This window comes from Pseudomonas sp. yb_2 (genome assembly GCF_043103905.1).
Classification (GTDB): domain Bacteria; phylum Pseudomonadota; class Gammaproteobacteria; order Pseudomonadales; family Pseudomonadaceae; genus Aquipseudomonas; species Aquipseudomonas alloputida.
The window spans coordinates 87,833-106,237 of sequence record NZ_JBICKH010000001.1; the positions used below are offsets into that span (position 1 = coordinate 87,833).

Consider the following 18,405-nt stretch of genomic DNA (forward strand, 5'->3'; position numbering starts at 1 on the left):
GAGGAGGATGACCATGACCGCCAGAGCGCTGGCTTGTGTGCTGTTGTTCGGCTGGCTGTGCCAGGCGTCCCAGGCGCGCGAGTACCGCTACAGTGATGCCCATCTGCACTACGTGGACTTCTTCCAGGAAAGTGAAGGCATGCCGGCGCTGATCAAGGCCATGGATGCCGCAGGGGTTGAGCAGTCGATGATTTCAGGCATACCGGTGGCCAAGAAATGGCACGAAGACGAACCCAAGCGCCCGCGCTACTACGCCGGTGATGACGCTGATGCCTACTGGTACAGCGCCACTGATACTTACGTGGCGGCGGCGCTGCAGCAATTGCCAAGTGATCAGCGCAAGCGCTTCCACCCGTTCCTCAGCGGTTTCAACCCGGTGGACAAGAATGCGGTCAGCCATATCGAGCGCATGCTCGATTTGTACCCGGGCCTTTGGCAGGGCATCGGCGAGGTGTTCACCCGACATGATGACCTGACAGCGCTGACCAGTGGCGACACGCCACGTGCCAATAATGAGGCCATGACGCGTATCTACCATCTGGCGGCCGAGCGCGACCTGCCTGTGCTGCTGCATTCCAACATCACCTCCAAGCGCGAGCGCAACCCGCTGTACCTGGCGGAGATCGAAGAGCCGCTGCGCAATCACCCGCATACGCGATTCATCTGGGCGCACGCGGGCAGCAGCATGGAGATACACCGCCACCAGACGCAGATGGACTTTCTACTGCCGGTGCTGACGCGATTGCTGGAGGACTACCCGAACCTGTATGTCGATTTGTCGTGGAGTGTGCTGCAACCGTATTTGCTGGATGAGCAGGGCGCGCCGCGCAAGGAATGGCTGGCGCTGGTCGAGAAGTACCCGGAGCGGTTCATGCTGGGGTCGGATGTGGTGGGGCGGTTTGGCAGCCTGGGGGAGCAGATGCACGGGTTCAAGCCGTTTCTGGATGCCTTGCCGGAGTCGGTGGCGCACAAGGTGGCCCGGGAGAATTTTCTGGCGGTGTTGCCCAAGGCGCGCCATTAGCCTGCAATGGCCACAAGCACTGCAAATGACCTGTGTAGGAGCGGGTTTACCCGCGAAGAGGCCAGCACAGGCAACCCAAACAAAAACGCCCCGAACCAGTCGGGGCGTTTTCATTTACAGCAGCAGCGTCTTACTTGCCTTCCCAGCGCTTGAGCACCAGGGTGGCGTTGGTGCCGCCGAAGCCGAAGCTGTTGCTCATGACCGTGTCGATCTTGGCGTTTTCTTCGGTTTTACGCAGGATTGGCAAGTCGGCGACTTCCGCGTCCAGCTCGTCGATGTTGGCAGAGCCGGCGATGAAGTTGTTTTCCATCATCAGCAGGCAGTAGATCGCCTCGTGCACGCCGGCAGCGCCCAGCGAGTGACCCGACAGGCTCTTGGTAGAGCTGATCTTCGGAGCCTTGTCGCCGAACACGGCACGCACGCCCTTGATCTCGGCCACGTCACCGACCGGAGTCGAGGTACCGTGGGTGTTCAGGTAGTCGATCGGGGTGTCGACAGTGGAGAGCGCCTGCTGCATGCAGCGGATGGCGCCTTCGCCGCTCGGTGCAACCATGTCGTAGCCGTCGGAAGTCGCACCGTAGCCAACGATTTCGGCGTAGATCTTGGCGCCGCGGGCCAGGGCGTGTTCCAGTTCCTCGACCACGACCATGCCGCCACCGCCAGCGATGACGAAGCCATCACGGTCAGCGTCGTAGGCGCGCGAGGCCAGTTCCGGGGTTTCGTTGCGCTTGGTCGACAGGGCGCCCATGGCATCGAACAGGAACGACTGGCTCCAGTGCTCTTCTTCACCGCCACCGGCGAAGACGATGTCCTGCTTGCCCCACTGGATCTGCTCCAGTGCGGTACCGATGCAGTGAGCCGAGGTGGCGCAGGCCGACGAGATCGAGTAGTTGATGCCCTTGATCTTGAACGGGGTGGCCAGGCATGCCGAAACGGTGCTGCCCATGGTGCGGGTAACGCGGTATGGGCCGACGCGCTTGACGCCTTTCTCACGCAGGGTGTCCAGCGCTTCCATCTGGTTCAGGGTCGAGGCGCCGCCGGAACCCGCCACCAGGCCGGTACGCGGGTTGGAAACCTGCTCGTCGGTCAGGCCAGCGTCCTTGATCGCGTCCTGCATGGCCAGGTAGGCGTAGGCAGCCGCATGGCCGACGAAGCGGTAAACCTTGCGGTCGATCAGTTCTTCGAGGTTGAGGTCGATGGACCCGGAAACCTGGCTACGCAGCCCCATTTCCTTGTATTCCGGGTTGAAACGGATACCCGGACGGCTGTTGCGCAGGTTTTCGGTGACGGTAGCTTTGTCATTGCCCAGGCACGATACGATGCCCAGACCAGTGATAACGACGCGGCGCATGCGAATAACCCTTAGAAATTGTCAGTGGAGGTGAACACGCCGACCCGCAGGCCTTCGGCAGTGTAGATCTCGCGGCCGTCGACGCTGACCGAACCATCGGCGATGGCCATGTTCAGCTTGCCCTTCAGGACGCGCTTGATGTGAATGTTGTACGTGACTTTCTTGGCTTCAGGCAGTACCTGGCCAAAGAATTTCACCTCGCCCGAACCCAGGGCGCGGCCACGGCCCGGCAGGCCCTGCCAGCCGAGGAAGAAGCCAACCAGCTGCCACATGGCGTCGAGGCCCAGGCAGCCCGGCATTACCGGATCGCCTTCGAAATGGCAGGCGAAGAACCACAGGTCCGGGTTGATATCCAGCTCGGCGACCAATTCACCTTTGCCGTACTTGCCGCCTTCTTCGCTGATATGGGTGATGCGATCGACCATCAGCATGTTCGGCGCGGGCAGTTGCGCATTACCTGGGCCGAACAGCTCACCGCGACTGCAGCGCAGCAGGTCTTCCCGAGTAAAGGCGTGTTGTTTGGTCATGCGAGCTCCTCAATAACCCCCTGCGGCAGGGGATGAATCTTCCCGGCCGGCCCGAAAACCAAGCGCTTCGAGACGGCAGCCTACAGGTAGACTATTGCGTTGTGGTGAAAGTCACAGCGCACCTGGCGAAAGAAGTACAGGTGTGCACTGAAACGTCTATTTTCAGGTCCGATGAAGGTCCTGTCCAGTGTTTAAGACTGCCGCACTTTAGCATTTATCGCCAGTCGCGGTTGTCTGACCGGGTAACCAGCGCTGCAGCACCTGCTGCAATTCGGTGCGGCGCAAGGGTTTGCTCAGGTAATCGTCCATACCGGCGGCCATGCAACGTTCGCGGTCGCCCTGCAACGCGTTGGCGGTCAGGGCGATGATCGGTAGCCCGGCGCCGTTGGGCAACTGGCGGATGCGTCGGGTGGCTTCATAGCCGTCCAGGTGAGGCAGGCGGCAATCCATCAGCACGGCAGCAAAGCGCTGCCGGCCGACCAGCTCGACGGCTTCAAGGCCATCTTCTGCCGTGCATACTGCCAGCCCCAGGCTGCGCAGCATGGCTTCCACGACACTCCGGTTGACCGGATTGTCCTCCACCAGCAGTACCTGATCATTGTCCGGCACCGTCGTTCGTACAGTCGTTGGCGGCGTCAACGGGACGGGGGCAGGGTTGGCAAGGGCCAACGGCATCTCCAGGGTGAAGGTCGAACCCAGGCCTTCACGGCTTTCACCGCGTAGCTTGCCGCCCATGCGCTCGGCCAGGGTACGAGCGATCGACAGCCCCAGCCCGGTGCCGCCATAACGACGGGAAATCGAGCTGTCGGCCTGCTGGAAGGCGACGAACATCATTTCCAGGCGGTCGCTGTCGATGCCGATGCCGGTGTCGCGCACGCTGCAGGTCAGCCAGATCAACTGCCGGTCGAGCACCTGCCAGCGTGCGTCGACTTGCACCTGGCCACGTTCGGTGAACTTCAGGGCGTTGCCTATCAGGTTCAGCAGGATCTGGCGGATGCGCGTGGGGTCGCCGTTCACCTGCAACTGCTCGATGCCGGCCGGCAGTTGCAGGTGCAGGCCCAGGCCGCGTTGCTGGGCGCTGTGCTGGAACGACTGGACACTGTTGGTGATCAGCTCGCCCAGGTTGAAGTCGATGTGCTCCAGCTGCAGCGCAGCGCGTTCGATGCGCGAAAAATCGAGGATGTCGTTGATGACCTTGAGCAAATGCCCGGTGGACTCGCTGGCCACTGCCGTGTAATCGGCCTGTTCACTGCTCAGCGGTGTGGTTTCCAGCAGTTGCAGCATGCCCAGCACGCCATTCATCGGGGTGCGCAACTCATGGCTCATCATCGCCAGGAAATCCGATTTGGCACGGTTGGCCTGTTCGGCCTCCTCGCGGGCCTGGATCAGTTCGGCGATGGCCTGCTTCTGTTCATCGCTGGCCTGCTCCAGGGCGCTGGCCAGGTTATTGATGTGGCGGGCCAAGTGGCCCAGCTCGCTGTCGTCGACGACCGGCAAGGGGGTGTTGTACTCGCCTTGCTGAATCGCCTTGACCGCATGGCCCATGTCGCTGATCGGCTTGGCCAGGCTCAGGGCCAGGCGGCGTGCCAGCAAGAAGGTGAACAGCAGGGCGAACAACGCCAGGATTCCGGCCTTGATCACGATTTCCTGCTGGCGCTGACTGAAGGCGTCATCGGACATGCCGACGATCACGCGGCCCAGGTAGTCGTCACCGATGGCCGGGCTGGTGGCTTTGCCCTGTTGCAGGAAGTCGTTGTCCAGGCGGATTTGCTGCAGGCGAATGGGCGCCTGGAACACCTCGACCTGTTGCGCGCGGTTGGCACTTTCGTCGGACTGCTCGACGTACACCAGGATGTGGTTGCGGCTGTCCTGCACTTCCAGAAAGCGCACGTGCGGGATGCTGAGGGTGGCACGCATCAGCCCTTCAAGCACTTCGTTGTTGCCCGAGATCACCCCATATTCCGACGCCGGTGCCAACTGGTTGGCGATCAGTTGCCCGGTGTGGTTGAGTTCCTGGCGCAGGTCCTGGATGCGTACGAAGGTAAAGAAGCTGATCAAGAGCAAGGTCAGTAGCAGGGCGGGGCCGAGACTGATGATCTGCGTGCGGGTATGAATGTCCCAGCTCAAGCGTTTGCTCATGGGGTGGGTTCTCCCTCGGCCAGGGCCTTGACGGCGGCGTTCTGATCGATTGGTTCAAGACCCAGGGCACGGGCCACCTGCTGGTTGCCACTGACGCCGTAACGCACCGGGTACAGGCTGCGCGGCCAGCGCGTCGGCGGCTGGTCGAGCAACTGGTCGAGCACCCACAGCCAGTCGTCCTGGTCGCTGTAGGTACTGGCCAGGGCGCCGGCGCGAACGAAGCCGGCGTTCGGGCCGATCAGTGCCATCTGCCGGCCATAACTGCTCAACAGCAGGTTCTTTGCAGTCTTGGAGTTGTACAAGTCAGGGTCGTCCAGGCCCAGGAGCACATCGCTGTTGCCCAGCAGGTGCTGCAGGGGCCTGTTGTCACGCGGGTCGGACCAGTCCTGGGCCACGATCTCCAGGCCTAGCGGCCGCGCAGCATGGCGCAGTTCGTCCAGCAGAAAGCTGCTGTGCTCGCCGTACAGCACGCCAATGCGCCTGGCCTGCGGCAACAGGTAACGTGCCAGGCGCAGTTGCCGTCCCAGCGGTGCGTCGCTCCACAGCAGTGTGAGGAACGCGGGGCGCGACTTTCCCAGGCGCTGTTCAGCCTGTACCCGGCTGACCCGCATGACCAGCGCCGGCGGGCCGGCGGTTTCTCCCAGGCGCCATTCCAGTGCTGCGTTGTCGAGCAGGATCAGGCGTTGGTCGGCTTTGAGCTTGCTCGGGCGCGGCAGGTTGGCGGTGGTTTGAAACTGCACATGATCGTGCGGCCGGCGGCTTTCCAGGGCGGCGATGAAGCTGCGGACACCGGGCTGGTCCTCAGCCCCCACCAGCAGGACTTCGCTGGCGGACAAAGGCCCCAACGGCCACAGGCAGAGCAGCAACAGGCGCAGCAGCAGGGCCATCAGAACTCCAGCTCCGCGCTCACGCTCAGGCGGTGACGGCTGTCGTAGCGGTTCTGCAGGGCCGAGGTGGGTTCATCGTCCAGGCGCTGCTGCCACAGCGCCGCCAGCTCCAGGTTGCTGCCATACACCCGAAAACGCTTGGCCAGGCGCAGGTCCAGACGCTCGTAGCGGTACTGGTTGAGGGCATCGTCACCGTAGTAGAACAGCGCGCTCGACCAGCCGGCACCCCATTCGCGCATCCACCCGGCCGAGCCGCTGTTGCGGGCGCTGAGGCGACGGTCGTCGGGGTTGCTGGCCCAGGCATCGACGTAGGCATAGGTCAGGCGCAGGCGGTCGCGCAGGGTGGGGCGCCAGTCCATTTGCGCCTCGCTGCCGCTGAAACGGGCCTTGTTGGCATTGCTGGCGATGTACTGGTTGTTCCTCAGAGGCTCGCTGATCATGCCGGTGATCTCGTCGTAGAACAGCTTCACATCCAGGCCCAGGTCGAGGTCGCTGAAGTAGCCGTTGTAGCCTAGCTCGCGCGAGCGCATGCGCTCCTGTTCAAGGTCGCCAGGGCCACGGGTCTTGACGAAGTACTCACCGTTTTGCAGGCCGAATGAATTGGGGGTGAGGTTCTTGACCGTGTAACTCCAGTTGACGTTGTTCTCGAACATGTCGGGCGAGCGCACCGCTTCGGAGTACACCGCACGCAGGCCGTGGCGCGGGGTGATCAGGTAGTTGACCGCAACGCGCGGGGTCAGCGAACTGCCAGACAGGCGCGAGTCTTCGAACATGGCCCCACCTTGCAGTATCCAGTGCTCGTCGGCCCGCCATTCCAGCTGGCCGAACAGGCGCCAGGTCTGGTCGTCGATGCTGCCGTTGAAGTAGGTCTGCGAGTCGGCGCGATCATAGCGGTAGTTCATGCCACTGAGCAGGCGCAGGCTATCGGTCAGGCTCAGGGTGTCCTGGATTTCCAGGTCATAGCGGGTTTCACGGGTGCTCTGATCGACATCGCCGCAGACCTGCTCCTGTCCTCCCTGCTCCCATTGCTGCTGCACTTTCTGCAGAAGCCCTTTCATGGCAGGGTCATCAGTGGAAAGGGGGGCGCCAGTCGCAATGCCGCGCGCCACTTTTTCGGCGAAGTCGGGGTTCATCTGCCAGAGCTGGGTCAGTTCGGGGCTGAACGACTGCAAGGCATCACAGGCGCGCCACACTTGCTGGCGATCAAAATGCTGGGCTGAACCCTGGATATAAAGGCTGTGTTCAGCGCTGAAGTCCTTGGTCCAGCGCAACGAGCCCGCATAGTCCTTGGCGTTGACGTCGGCATTGTTCCCGGACTCGTACTGCTGGAACACCGGCTGGTAGGTGTAGGGCCGCTGATTGCTGCCTTCCTTGGCCGCCAGTTGCCACTCCAGGGTCTGGTCGACCGCCAGGTTGTGGTTGGCGCTGAGGTTGAAGCGGGTCAGGCGGCGGCTGTCGCGGTAGTCCTGGCCGAACTGGTTCTCATCGAAGCCGTCGTCCTGTTGGCCCGACAGCGACAGGCGCATGTCGCCACCGTCCCAGCCCAAGCCGTGGCTGGCATAGAAGTCGTTGATACCGTCCTGGCCGCGTGTCACTTTCAGCCGCGTACCATGGCTGTCGGCGGGTTTGCGGGTGAGGATGTTGACCACTGCCATCAGCGCGTTGGCGCCATAGCTGACGGTATTCGGGCCACGAAACACCTCGATGCGCTCGATATCCTCCATGGCCAAGGGGATGTCGCTCCAGTCCACCGTGGCCAGGCCCGCGCGGTATACCGAGCGGCCATCGATCAATACCTGCATGCGCCGTGCGTCGTTGACGTTGCTGCCGTGGTAGTTGACCGTGGGTTGATTACCGGCACCGTAGCCGATCATCATGCCCGGTACCAGGCGCAGCAGTTCGGGGATGTCACGGGCACCGCTGGCGCGAATCAGTTCGCTGTCGAGTACGGTCATGCTGCCCGGGACAGCGGCGGGGGATTGTTTCAGGCGTGTGGCGGTCAGAACCTGTGGCAGGTCGGTGTTGTCGATGAACAGGTCGTCGGCCACGGCCTGACCGCCGAGCAGGGCGGTCAATAACAGCAGGCGCGGGTACGGGGGCGTGCCAGGGAACACGGAGCGGCCTTTGTTTCAGGATTGAAACAGGCATGGTAACTGACCGTGGGGGTTTTGCCAGTGGGTGTCGGGCGTACGTCTTGAAAAGTACCGCGTGGCGGTGCTCGATCTCGACGGCTCCGAAAATGCCATGGCAAATACCGCAAACGCCCAGACACTGGTTCTGTAGCAGGCGAGCCGTATAATGGCCGGGTCGCCACTTAACTTTTGGCTTTAATGGATTGGATATGACTGAACAGCAACCTGTTGCGGTTCTGGGCGGCGGCAGCTTCGGCACCGCCGTGGCAAACCTGCTGGCGGAAAACGGTGTGCCGGTGCGCCAATGGATGCGCGACCCGGCGCAGGCCGAGGCCATGCGTGTGAATCGCGAGAATCCGCGCTATCTCAAGGGTATCCGCCTGCACGATGGGGTTGAGCCGGTCAACGACTTGCTGGCCACCCTGCAGGCCAGCGAGCTGATCTTCGTTGCCCTGCCATCGAGTGCCTTGCGCAGCGTGCTGGCACCGCATGCCGAGCTGCTGCGCGGCAAGGGCCTGGTCAGCCTGACCAAGGGCATCGAAGCGCAAAGCTTCAAGCTGATGAGCCAGATCCTCGAAGAGATCGCCCCCGAGGCGCGCATCGGCGTTTTGTCGGGGCCCAACCTGGCGCGCGAAATCGCCGAACATGCGCTGACTGCCACAGTGGTGGCCAGTGAGCACGAAGACCTGTGCCAGCAGGTACAGGCCGTACTGCACGGGCGCACCTTCCGCGTCTACGCCAGTGCCGACCGTTTCGGCGTCGAACTGGGCGGTGCACTGAAGAACGTCTACGCGATCATCGCCGGCATGGCGGTGGCCTTGGGGATGGGCGAGAACACCAAGAGCATGCTGATTACCCGGGCCTTGGCCGAGATGACCCGTTTCGCCGTCAGCCAGGGCGCCAACCCCATGACGTTCCTCGGCCTGGCCGGTGTCGGTGACCTGATCGTCACCTGCTCCTCGCCCAAGAGCCGCAACTATCAGGTTGGCTACGCACTGGGGCAGGGCCAAAGCCTGGAAGAGGCGGTCAACCGCCTGGGCGAAGTGGCCGAGGGGGTCAACACGCTCAAGGTGCTCAAGACCAAGGCCCAGCAAGTGCAGGTGTACATGCCGCTGGTGGCTGGCCTGCATGCCATCCTGTTCGAAGGGCGCACGCTGAACCAGGTGATCGAGCACCTGATGCGCGCCGAGCCCAAGACCGATGTCGATTTCATTTCCATCAGCGGTTTCAACTGAGCCCTTGGCGGCTCTGACACGAGCAAGGAGCAACACATGAACGATACGCCCGAACGCGCCCAGCGCGAGTCGATCATCCTGCGGGTGCTGTGGATGCTGGTGTTCCTGGTGGTCTGGCAACTGGCCGAGTTGCTGTTGGGTGGCCTGGTGCTGGTACAGCTGATCTACCGACTGGTGTATGGCGCGCCCAGCGCCAGCCTGATGAACTTCGGCGACAGTCTGAGCCAGTACCTGGCACAGATCGGCCGCTTCGGCAGTTTCCACAGCGACCAGAAGCCGTGGCCGTTCGCAGACTGGCCGGCCCCGCGTGCGCCGGAAGGTGAAGCAGCGCACGCCGTGGCACCGGCCGCGCATCCGGTGCGTGACGAGGAACCCAAGCTGTGAAGCTGTGGGTGCTGCGCCACGGTGAAGCTGAGCCGCGGGCCAAGACGGATGCCGAGCGCCGGTTGACTGCCCATGGTCGCGAGCAGGTGCTGCACAGTGCGGCTTACCTGATCGGGCAGCCATTGCAGGCGATTGTTGCCAGCCCTTACGTACGCGCCCAGCAGACCGCCGCGCTGGTGCATGACACCCTGGGCTTCGCCGAACCGGTGCGCACCGTGCCCTGGCTGACGCCCGAGGGTGATGTGCAGCAGGTCATCGGCGAAATCGAGCGACTGGGGCTCGAGCATGTGCTGCTGGTCAGCCACCAGCCGCTGGTAGGTACCTTGGTCGGTGCACTGGAGCACGGCGACAGGCAACAGCCGGCAGCCATGAGCACTGCCAGCCTGGCGGAGCTGGAAGGGGAGTGGCCGCTGGCCGGGTTGATGACGCTTCGGGCCATCCACTCACCCGCGTGAACTTCCCATGGCTTGTGCAGGCCAATGTTTCGCTCGCGTCTGCATGCTGGCATGGGTAAAGATCGATAAGGCAACTGGCATTTTTGTCAGTTGTCGCGCTTCACCACCGCTTGCTAGCGTTGCCACATGGCAAACATCAGGGAACGGCGAATGAGGGGTGAAATGCTGGAACTGTTGCGCTCCCTGGACCTGCAACCCACCCTGGAACAGGTTGACCAAGGTACTTCGCTGGATTTCGCCCAATACAGCCTGCTGCGTGAATCGGCCGATGCCAAGCTTTACCACCTGATGCGCAAGGTGAACGACAACCCTGGGCTGGACCCTGCTGCGAGGCAACAATGCGAGCAGGACCTGCGTACGCTGCAGGATGCCTGCCTGCGGGTCTCGCACCTGCTGCAAACCAGTTGTCTGGCCTTGCGCCGCCTGCAACTGGACTACCAGGACCAGCGTCTGGCCCGCGAGGCGCTGGAGAGCCAAGTGGCCTACATGCAGGCCTGCCTGCGTCGGTCGCTGAGCAGTTTCGACCGCTCGGCATGACCTGATCCCCCTCGCCGATGACCTTTATGGACATTGCCGAACTGCCCCGCGATGCCGACAATGGGCCATCATTCCGGTCCGGACCAGGCGCCATGTCGCAGCAGATCTTCTTCGCCCATGCCAACGGTTTCCCATCGGCCACCTACGGCAAGCTGTTTGCCGCGCTGGCGCCGGACTATCAGGTGCAGCACCTGGCCCAGCATGCGCATGACCCGCGTTTTCCCGTGGACGAAAACTGGCAAAGCCTGGTCGATGAATTGTTGCATCACCTGGCGCAGCAGGATCAGCCGGTCTGGGGCGTTGGCCATTCGCTGGGTGGCGTGTTGCACCTGCACGCGGCATTGCGCTGCCCCGAGTACTACCGGGGGCTGGTGATGCTCGACTCTCCGGTGCTCACCCGCGCTGATCAATGGCTGCTGCGCACAGCCAAGCGCTTTGGTTTCATCGACCGTATCACACCGGCCGGGCGCACCCTGGGGCGTCGCGAAACGTTCAATGACCGCGACAGCGCCCGGGACTATTTCGCTGGCAAATCACTGTTCCGCCATTTCGATCCCGATTGCCTCGACGCTTATGTAGAACACGGCCTGCAGGTGGTGGGGCAAGGGCTGCAGTTGCGCTTCGACCCTGCCACTGAAATCAGCATCTACCGCAGCATCCCGCATACCAGCCCCGCCCCCGCGCGCCAGTTGCAGGTGCCGCTGGCCATGGTGCGCGGCAACCGCAGCAACGTCATTCGTCGCCACCACACCTTGGCTGTGCGCGGTATGCCCAAAGGTGAATACCACAGTGTACCGGGTGGGCACATGTTCCCCCTGGAGCGCCCGGCCGACACTGCCAGCCTGATCAAGGGCCTGTTCGACCGCTGGAGCCAGGCATGAGCGCACACGTTGAGGAAATTTGCCTGAGCCTGGGCCATATCGAACTGGCTGCACACCTGTTCGGCCCCGAAGACGGGCTGCCGGTGATTGCCCTGCATGGCTGGCTGGACAACGCCAACAGCTTTGCCCGCCTGGCACCGCAGCTGAAAGGTCTACGCCTCGTCGCCCTGGACCTGGCCGGCCATGGTTATTCCGAGCACCGCCCGCTCGGCGCCGGGTATGCCCTGGCCGACTATGCTCATGACGTGCTGCGCGTGGCCGAGCAACTGGGTTGGCCGCGTTTCGCCCTGCTGGGGCATTCGCTGGGCGCGATCATTTCGGTGCAACTGGCCGGTGCATTGCCCGATCGGGTCAGTCACCTGGCGCTTATCGACGGCGTCATCCCGCCGACTGGCGCCGAGCAGGACGCAGGTGAGCGCTTAGGGATGGCACTGCAAGCCCAGTTGCGGCTGGATGGCAAGCGCAAGTCGGTGTATGCGACATTGGAAGCAGGGGTACAAGCCCGGATGAAAGGCATGGTCGCGGTCAGCCGTGAAGCGGCCGAGCTGCTGGCCCAGCGTGGCCTGATGCCAGTGCCCGGTGGCTATAGCTGGCGCAGCGACAGCCGGCTGACCCTGCCCTCGCCGGTGCGCCTGAGCGAGGCCCAGGCCATGGCCTATGTGCGGCGGGTGAGTTGCCCGGCGCTCTTGGTGGTGGCCGCCAACGGTATGCTGGCGCGCCACACCGGGTTGCTGGAGCAGCTACCCTTTGAACAGGTGACACTACCCGGCGGCCATCACCTGCACCTGAACGATGCGCAGGGCGCGGCCCTTGTTGCAGACTGTATCAATCGCTTCTTTGGCTTTGCTTGACTTGCACCGGACAAGTGTCGAGGCTTGGCGGGTTGAACAGGGAGACAACCATGCAACTGCCAGACATCCTGGAGCTTCAATTCGGCGCTGAGCGCCGCCTGGTTCGCCAATGAGCGTACCCGTTTCCATTCGCACTGCCTTGGCTGCCTGCCTGGTGCTCGCCACCCCCGTGTCGTGGGCCGGCAGCCTACCGGTCCCGCAGGACGCCAAGGTGGTCGATCAACGCCCGGCGACGGAGCAGGAGCGGGTCTACCCGATGGGCCCGCTACGCAAGATCAGTGGCCGCCTGCGGGTCGATGACAAAGTCGAGAGCCGCGGTCAGGTCAGCTCGGTGACCTACGAATTGCCCGTCGAGCGTACTGCACGCGAGGCCTTCACCAGTGCCCGCGAAGCACTTGTACGCGAGGGTGGCTACCCGTTGTTCTGGTGTCAGGGGCGTGATTGCGGTGAGGCCAGCCTGTGGGCCAATGATGTGTTCGCCAATGCCCGCCTCAACGGAGGCGACGAGCAGCAGGCGTTCATCCTGCTGCGCCGCTCGGCAGACGAGGCCGACACCCTGGTCGCGCTGTACAGCGTTACCCGTGGCAACCGCCGTGCCTATCTGCATGTGGAAGAGTTCATCTCAGGCAGCCCGCTGGGCGAGCTGCTGCCAACCGCCGCTACGGTGCTGCGCGAAATGCGTGACACCGGCAAGCTCGACTACCCTGACCTTGCTGCACCGCAAGACGCCTGGGTAAACCTGCTGGCCCGCAGCCTGAACCTTGACAGCACCTTGCGCGTCAGCCTCAGTGGCGCCCAGGCTGAGGCCTGGCGCGAGGCGCTGGTCAAGGCCGGGGTGCGCAATCGCCGTCTTGAAGTCGGCAGCGCGCCTACAGACGGCCTGCACCTTGAACTGATCCCTTGAACGAGCACCCTCATGGTTAACAATGATCGCCTGCTGGTCCAGATTCTGCTGGTGGCATTGCTGGGGGCCGGCCTGTGGGTGATGGCACCCTTCATATCGGCATTGCTGTGGGGCGCCATCCTGGCCTTTGCCAGCTGGCCGTTGATGCGCTTTCTTACGCGCCTGCTGGGCGGTCGCGAGACGCTGGCCGCCGGCCTGCTGACCATGGCCTGGATCCTGATCGTGGCACTGCCGCTGGTGTGGCTGGGGTTCAACCTGGCCGATCACATTCGCGACGCTACGGCGTTCGTGCGTGACGTGCAGGTCGACGGCCTGCCCGATGCACCGGCCTGGCTGGGTGGCATTCCTTTCGTTGGCGAGCGTCTGGTCAACGGATGGCAATCGCTGGACCAGCAAGGCGCAGCCTTGCTTACCTCGATCAAGCCTTACTTTGGGCAGGTGGGCAACTGGTTGCTGGCGCGCAGCGCGCAGATCGGCAGCGGCGTGCTGGAACTGACCCTGAGCCTGGTGTTCGTGTTCTTCTTCTACCGCGACGGACCACGCTTGGCGGCATTCGTGCTGCGCTTGCTGCACCGGCTGGTGGGCGAGCGCGCCGAGTATTACCTGGACCTGGTAGCCGCTACCGTGCAGCGGGTGGTCAACGGGGTGATCGGCACGGCGGCCGCGCAGGCCCTGCTGGCACTGATCGGCTTCCTGATCGCCGGGGTGCCCGGGGCGATCGTGCTGGGGTTGGTCACCTTCATGCTCAGCCTGATCCCCATGGGGCCGCCACTGGCCTGGATCCCGGCCACCGCTTGGCTGGTGTGGAAGGGCGAATACGGCATGGCGGTGTTCCTGGGTGTGTGGGGCACGTTCGTCATCAGCGGCGTGGACAACGTGCTCAAACCGTACCTGATCAGCCGTGGCGGCAACCTGCCGCTGGTGATCGTGCTGCTGGGCGTGTTCGGCGGCTTGCTTGCCTTTGGCTTCATTGGCCTTTTCATCGGGCCGACCTTGCTGGCGGTAGGCTACAGCCTGCTGCTGGACTGGAGCCGTAACGCGGCGCAGCAGCCGCCACAACAATAAGCCTGTAACGGCCCTTTCGCGGGCAAGCCCGCGAAGAGGCCGTTACAGGCAGACCACAACGCTGATTTTTACGCATTCTTTATACCCACCCCCACCCCCCGATCTCGCCCCTTTACGCCTCTCCCTCGGACAATTTCCCCAAAGCGGCCCAAGCCGTAACACGGGGAGATCCACACATGAACATGCTCGACGGGCTGTCACTGCTGCTGGCAGTGGCATTGGCGTTTTATCTGCTGGTGGCGCTGCTGCGCGCCGATCGCAGCTAGGGAGCGGCCATGCACAGTTACGATTTCGCCTTGCTCTTGGCATTCTTTGTCATCGTGCTGCTACCGGCACCCTGGCTCGGGCGGTTCTACTACAAGGTCATGGAAGGCCAGCGTACCTGGCTGACGCCTGTACTGGGGCCGGTCGAGCAGGGCTGTTACCGGCTGGCGGGTGTGAACGCCAGCCAGGAGCAGAACTGGCGGCAATACACCCTGGCCCTGTTGGCGTTCAACCTGGTCGGCTTCCTGCTGCTGTTCGCCGTGCTGCTGTTGCAGGGCTACCTGCCACTCAACCCTCAGAACCTGCCTGGCCAGGAATGGTCACTGGCGTTCAACACCGCCGTCAGTTTCGTTACCAACACCAACTGGCAGGCCTACAGCGGTGAGGCGTCGGTCAGCTACCTGAGCCAGATGCTTGGCCTGACCGTGCAGAACTTTGTCAGCCCTGCCACCGGCCTGGCCGTACTGGTTGTCCTGTGCCGCGGTATCGCCCGGCGCAGCGCGACGACGCTGGGCAACTTCTGGGTCGACATGACCCGTGCCACCCTCTACGGCCTGCTGCCGCTTTGCTTGCTGCTGGCGCTGCTGCTGGTATGGCAGGGCGTACCGCAGACCTTTGCCGACTACGCCCACGCGCTGACCTTGCAAGGGGCCGACCAGACCATTCCGCTGGGGCCGGCCGCCAGCCAGATCGCCATCAAGCAGCTGGGTACCAATGGCGGTGGCTTCTTCGGCGTCAACTCGGCGCACCCGTTCGAAAACCCAACGGCCTGGAGCAACCTGTTCGAGGTGGCATCGATCATCCTCATTCCAGTGGCATTGGTGTTCACCTTCGGTCACTACGTGAAGGACCTGCGTCAGAGCCGCGCCATCCTCGCCTGCATGCTTGCCCTGTTCCTGATCGGTGGCAGCACGGCGCTGTGGTCCGAGCATCAGCCGAACCCGGCCCTGGAAAGCACGCAGGTGCAACAGACCGCCCCTCTGGAGGGCAAGGAAAGCCGCTTCGGTACCACCGGTTCGGTGCTGTGGGCGGTCACCACCACCGCTGCCTCCAACGGTTCGGTCAACGCCATGCACGACAGCCTGAACCCGCTGACCGGTATGGTGGCGATGGTCAACATGATGGTCGGCGAGGTGATATTCGGCGGCGTCGGCGCGGGCCTCTACGGCATGCTGCTGTTCGTCCTTATCGCGGTGTTCCTGGCCGGGCTGATGATTGGCCGTACCCCGGAATACCTGGGCAAGAAGCTGCAGGCCCGTGAAGTGCAGCTTCTGGTGGCAACCCTGCTGGTGATGCCGGTTGGCGTGCTGGTACTTGGCGCCATCGCCGCCAGCCTGCCCGGCCCGGCCGGGGCGGTCACCAACCCGGGGGCGCATGGTTTCAGCCAGTTGCTGTACGCCTATACCTCGGGCTCGGCCAACAACGGCTCGGCCTTTGCCGGGTTTGGCGCCAACACCGTGTACCACAACCTGATGATCGGCCTGGCCATGCTCATCGGCCGCTTCGGCTACATCCTGCCGATACTGGCGTTGGCCGGCAGCCTGGCGGCGAAAAAAAGCGCGCCGCTGGGGCAGAACAGCTTCCCGACTCACGGCCCGCTGTTCACCGGCTTGCTGCTGGTGACCATCCTGCTGGTCGGTGGCCTGACCTTCCTGCCGACCCTGGCCCTTGGGCCAATCGCCGAACACCTTAGCTTGGGTTTTTGAGGACCGATCATGAACATGCCCATTCCTGAAGTGAATAGCCGGCACAGTGCCAAGGACCAGACCCGCTTCGCCGCGCTGTGGCGCCCGGCGCTGGTGCAGGCGTTCGTCAAGCTCGACCCGCGTCAGCTCAAGCGCTCCCCGGTAATGCTGGTGGTGGCCCTGACCGCGGTGCTGACCACCGTGCTGTGTTTCGCCCCCGGCGGCGGCGTGAGCATCGGCGTTGCGGTGCAGATTGCCCTGTGGCTGTGGTTCACCGTGTTGTTCGCCAACTTCGCCGAGGCGTTGGCCGAAGGCCGTGGCAAGGCCCGCGCCGACAGCCTCAAGGCCGGCAGCCAGGGCCTGACCGCCCAGCGTCGTCTGCGTGATGGCAGCTACGAGACGGTGGCTGCCAGCGCGCTGCGCAAGGACGACGTGGTACGCGTGGTCGCCGGCGAAATGATCCCCGGCGACGGCGAGGTGATTGAAGGCATTGCGGCCGTCAACGAGGCCGCCATTACCGGCGAATCCGCACCGGTAATACGCGAATCAGGTGGCGACCGCTCGGCGGTGACCGGCAATACGCGGCTGGTCTCCGACTGGCTGCTTATCCGCATCACCAGCAACCCGGGCGAGTCGACCCTGGACCGCATGATCGCCCTGGTCGAAGGTGCCAAGCGGCAGAAGACCCCAAACGAAATCGCCCTCGACATCCTGCTGATCGGCCTGACCCTGATTTTCCTGATCGTGGTGGTGACCTTGCAGCCGTTCGCCCACTTCGCGGGTGGCAGCCTGCCGCTGATCTTCCTGGCCGCGCTGCTGGTGACGCTGATCCCGACCACCATCGGCGGCCTGCTGTCGGCCATCGGTATCGCCGGCATGGACAGGCTGGTACGGCTGAATGTCATTGCCCGCTCGGGCCGCGCCGTCGAGGCGGCCGGGGACGTGCATACGCTGATGCTCGACAAGACCGGCACCATCACCTTCGGTAACCGCCGCTGCAGCGCACTGCATGCTGCACCGGGCATTACCGCCAAGGAACTGGGGGAGGGCGCCTTGCTGGCCTCGCTGGCCGACGACACCGCCGAAGGCAAGTCGATTGTCGAATACCTGCGCCAGTTGCACGACTTCGTCGACCCGCCTGCCGGGCAGTTCGAAGCGGTGGCTTTCAGTGCCGAGACACGCCTGTCGGGCATCGACTTCGAACAGCACCGCTACCGCAAGGGCGCCGTCGATGCGGTGCTGGCATTCGTCGGTATGCAACGCCTGGAAATGCCGGCGGCGCTGGCTCGCGAAGTCGAACGCATCGCGCAGAGTGGCGGCACACCGTTGCTGGTGTGCGTCGACAAGCGTTTGCTGGGTGTGATCCACCTCAAGGACGTGGTCAAGCCTGGTATCCGCGAGCGCTTCGCCGAGCTGCGCAAGCTGGGCATTCGCACGGTCATGGTGACCGGCGACAACCCGTTGACTGCGGCCGCCATCGCCGCCGAAGCGGGGGTCGATGACGTGCTGGCCGAGGCCACGCCCGAGAAGAAGCTGGCGCGCATTCGCCAGGAGCAGAATGACGGCCGCCTGGTTGCCATGTGTGGCGACGGTGCCAACGACGCCCCGGCACTAGCCCAGGCTGACGTAGGCATGGCCATGAACGACGGCACTCAGGCTGCGCGGGAGGCCGCGAACATGGTCGACCTGGACAGCGACCCGACCAAGCTGCTGGACGTAGTCCAGGTCGGCAAGGAGCTGCTGGTCACCCGCGGTGCGTTGACAACGTTCTCCATTGCCAACGACGTGGCCAAATACTTCGCCATCCTGCCGGCGCTGTTCGCAGCCATCTACCCGCAACTGGGTGTGCTCAACCTGATGCAACTGGCCAGCCCGCAGAGCGCGATCCTGTCGGCGATCGTGTTCAACGCGCTGATCATTATCGTGCTGATCCCGCTGGCGCTGCGTGGGGTGCGCGTGCAGGCGGCCAGTGCGGCGCACCTGTTGCGGCGCAACCTGCTGATCTACGGGCTGGGTGGCATTGTGGTGCCGTTTGCCGGGATCAAGCTGATCGACCTGCTGCTCAACGCCCTGAACCTGGTCTGAGG

At 63.7% G+C, this 18,405-nt stretch carries 17 protein-coding genes; 12 read left to right on the forward strand and 5 right to left on the reverse strand.

Annotated elements, in window-relative coordinates:
- Positions 1-13: 13 nt before the first annotated feature.
- Positions 14-1,021 (forward strand): amidohydrolase family protein, encoded by a 1,008-nt coding sequence (locus ACF8FB_RS00295; protein WP_392509081.1) that lies wholly within the window; start codon positions 14-16, stop codon positions 1,019-1,021.
- A 130-nt stretch (positions 1,022-1,151) separates the two neighbouring features.
- Here ACF8FB_RS00295 and fabB read toward each other — a convergent pair whose 3' ends face one another.
- The 5 genes from fabB to ACF8FB_RS00320 all read right to left on the reverse strand — a co-directional run bounded on the left by fabB (position 1,152) and on the right by ACF8FB_RS00320 (position 8,039).
- Positions 1,152-2,372 (reverse strand): beta-ketoacyl-ACP synthase I, encoded by a 1,221-nt coding sequence (gene fabB / locus ACF8FB_RS00300; RefSeq protein ID WP_392510771.1) that lies wholly within the window; start codon positions 2,370-2,372, stop codon positions 1,152-1,154.
- A gap of 11 nt (positions 2,373-2,383) precedes the next feature.
- Complete coding sequence (fabA, locus tag ACF8FB_RS00305; RefSeq protein WP_003251509.1) at positions 2,384-2,899, reverse strand: 3-hydroxyacyl-[acyl-carrier-protein] dehydratase FabA; 516 nt, start codon at positions 2,897-2,899, stop codon at positions 2,384-2,386.
- 207 nt (positions 2,900-3,106) lie between these two features.
- Positions 3,107-5,038 (reverse strand): ATP-binding protein, encoded by a 1,932-nt coding sequence (locus tag ACF8FB_RS00310; protein ID WP_010954939.1) that lies wholly within the window; start codon positions 5,036-5,038, stop codon positions 3,107-3,109.
- Entirely contained in the window at positions 5,035-5,925 is an 891-nt protein-coding gene (locus ACF8FB_RS00315) for an ABC transporter substrate-binding protein (protein WP_392509083.1), read from the reverse strand. Before ACF8FB_RS00315 ends, ACF8FB_RS00310 begins: the two co-directional genes overlap by 4 nt.
- A complete protein-coding gene (locus ACF8FB_RS00320; RefSeq protein ID WP_392510772.1) occupies positions 5,925-8,039 on the reverse strand; it encodes a TonB-dependent receptor plug domain-containing protein in 2,115 nt (704 codons plus the stop codon). Before ACF8FB_RS00320 ends, ACF8FB_RS00315 begins: the two co-directional genes overlap by 1 nt.
- Positions 8,040-8,266: 227 nt before the next feature.
- Here ACF8FB_RS00320 and ACF8FB_RS00325 point away from each other — a divergent pair, with 227 nt between their 5' ends.
- The 11 genes from ACF8FB_RS00325 (at position 8,267) to kdpB (ending at position 18,403) form a co-directional block, all read left to right on the forward strand.
- Positions 8,267-9,292, forward strand: a complete 1,026-nt coding sequence (locus ACF8FB_RS00325) for an NAD(P)H-dependent glycerol-3-phosphate dehydrogenase (RefSeq protein ID WP_010954935.1) — start codon at positions 8,267-8,269, stop codon at positions 9,290-9,292.
- Between the two features lie 36 nt (positions 9,293-9,328).
- Positions 9,329-9,676 carry a DUF4389 domain-containing protein gene (locus tag ACF8FB_RS00330; protein WP_003251499.1) on the forward strand — a complete coding sequence of 116 codons (348 nt, stop codon included), beginning with the start codon at positions 9,329-9,331 and terminating at the stop codon, positions 9,674-9,676.
- Positions 9,673-10,131: a phosphohistidine phosphatase SixA gene (sixA, locus tag ACF8FB_RS00335; RefSeq protein ID WP_010954934.1), complete on the forward strand. Its 459-nt coding sequence runs from the start codon at positions 9,673-9,675 to the stop codon at positions 10,129-10,131. The genes ACF8FB_RS00330 and sixA overlap by 4 nt, the downstream gene beginning before the upstream one ends.
- A gap of 162 nt (positions 10,132-10,293) precedes the next feature.
- Complete coding sequence (locus ACF8FB_RS00340) at positions 10,294-10,668, forward strand: hypothetical protein (RefSeq protein ID WP_010954933.1); 375 nt, start codon at positions 10,294-10,296, stop codon at positions 10,666-10,668.
- A gap of 92 nt (positions 10,669-10,760) precedes the next feature.
- A complete protein-coding gene (locus ACF8FB_RS00345) occupies positions 10,761-11,549 on the forward strand; it encodes an alpha/beta fold hydrolase (RefSeq protein ID WP_049588223.1) in 789 nt (262 codons plus the stop codon).
- Entirely contained in the window at positions 11,546-12,400 is an 855-nt protein-coding gene (locus ACF8FB_RS00350; protein ID WP_392510775.1) for an alpha/beta hydrolase, read from the forward strand. Before ACF8FB_RS00345 ends, ACF8FB_RS00350 begins: the two co-directional genes overlap by 4 nt.
- Positions 12,401-12,509: 109 nt before the next feature.
- Positions 12,510-13,304, forward strand: a complete 795-nt coding sequence (locus ACF8FB_RS00355) for a DUF4892 domain-containing protein (RefSeq protein WP_010954931.1) — start codon at positions 12,510-12,512, stop codon at positions 13,302-13,304.
- Positions 13,305-13,316: 12 nt separating this feature from the next.
- Complete coding sequence (locus ACF8FB_RS00360; RefSeq protein WP_019750854.1) at positions 13,317-14,369, forward strand: AI-2E family transporter; 1,053 nt, start codon at positions 13,317-13,319, stop codon at positions 14,367-14,369.
- Between the two features lie 176 nt (positions 14,370-14,545).
- Positions 14,546-14,635, forward strand: a complete 90-nt coding sequence (gene kdpF / locus ACF8FB_RS00365) for a K(+)-transporting ATPase subunit F (protein WP_003251485.1) — start codon at positions 14,546-14,548, stop codon at positions 14,633-14,635.
- Positions 14,636-14,644: 9 nt separating this feature from the next.
- Entirely contained in the window at positions 14,645-16,339 is a 1,695-nt protein-coding gene (gene kdpA / locus ACF8FB_RS00370) for a potassium-transporting ATPase subunit KdpA (protein WP_010954929.1), read from the forward strand.
- A gap of 9 nt (positions 16,340-16,348) precedes the next feature.
- Positions 16,349-18,403, forward strand: a complete 2,055-nt coding sequence (gene kdpB, locus ACF8FB_RS00375) for a potassium-transporting ATPase subunit KdpB (protein ID WP_049588226.1) — start codon at positions 16,349-16,351, stop codon at positions 18,401-18,403.
- Positions 18,404-18,405 lie beyond the last annotated feature (2 nt).

What these genes read in the sequence shown, in the direction of transcription:
- ACF8FB_RS00295 (WP_392509081.1), top strand. Translation starts at nt 14, where the DNA reads ATGACCGCCAGAGCGCTGGCTTGTGTGCTGTTGTTCGGCTGGCTGTGC.
- fabB (WP_392510771.1), bottom strand. Translation starts at nt 2,372, where the DNA reads ATGCGCCGCGTCGTTATCACTGGTCTGGGCATCGTATCGTGCCTGGGC.
- fabA (WP_003251509.1), bottom strand. Translation starts at nt 2,899, where the DNA reads ATGACCAAACAACACGCCTTTACTCGGGAAGACCTGCTGCGCTGCAGT.
- ACF8FB_RS00310 (WP_010954939.1), bottom strand. Translation starts at nt 5,038, where the DNA reads ATGAGCAAACGCTTGAGCTGGGACATTCATACCCGCACGCAGATCATC.
- ACF8FB_RS00315 (WP_392509083.1), bottom strand. Translation starts at nt 5,925, where the DNA reads ATGGCCCTGCTGCTGCGCCTGTTGCTGCTCTGCCTGTGGCCGTTGGGG.
- ACF8FB_RS00325 (WP_010954935.1), top strand. Translation starts at nt 8,267, where the DNA reads ATGACTGAACAGCAACCTGTTGCGGTTCTGGGCGGCGGCAGCTTCGGC.
- ACF8FB_RS00330 (WP_003251499.1), top strand. Translation starts at nt 9,329, where the DNA reads ATGAACGATACGCCCGAACGCGCCCAGCGCGAGTCGATCATCCTGCGG.
- ACF8FB_RS00340 (WP_010954933.1), top strand. Translation starts at nt 10,294, where the DNA reads ATGCTGGAACTGTTGCGCTCCCTGGACCTGCAACCCACCCTGGAACAG.
- ACF8FB_RS00345 (WP_049588223.1), top strand. Translation starts at nt 10,761, where the DNA reads ATGTCGCAGCAGATCTTCTTCGCCCATGCCAACGGTTTCCCATCGGCC.
- ACF8FB_RS00350 (WP_392510775.1), top strand. Translation starts at nt 11,546, where the DNA reads ATGAGCGCACACGTTGAGGAAATTTGCCTGAGCCTGGGCCATATCGAA.
- ACF8FB_RS00355 (WP_010954931.1), top strand. Translation starts at nt 12,510, where the DNA reads ATGAGCGTACCCGTTTCCATTCGCACTGCCTTGGCTGCCTGCCTGGTG.
- ACF8FB_RS00360 (WP_019750854.1), top strand. Translation starts at nt 13,317, where the DNA reads ATGGTTAACAATGATCGCCTGCTGGTCCAGATTCTGCTGGTGGCATTG.
- kdpF (WP_003251485.1), top strand. Translation starts at nt 14,546, where the DNA reads ATGAACATGCTCGACGGGCTGTCACTGCTGCTGGCAGTGGCATTGGCG.
- kdpA (WP_010954929.1), top strand. Translation starts at nt 14,645, where the DNA reads ATGCACAGTTACGATTTCGCCTTGCTCTTGGCATTCTTTGTCATCGTG.
- kdpB (WP_049588226.1), top strand. Translation starts at nt 16,349, where the DNA reads ATGAACATGCCCATTCCTGAAGTGAATAGCCGGCACAGTGCCAAGGAC.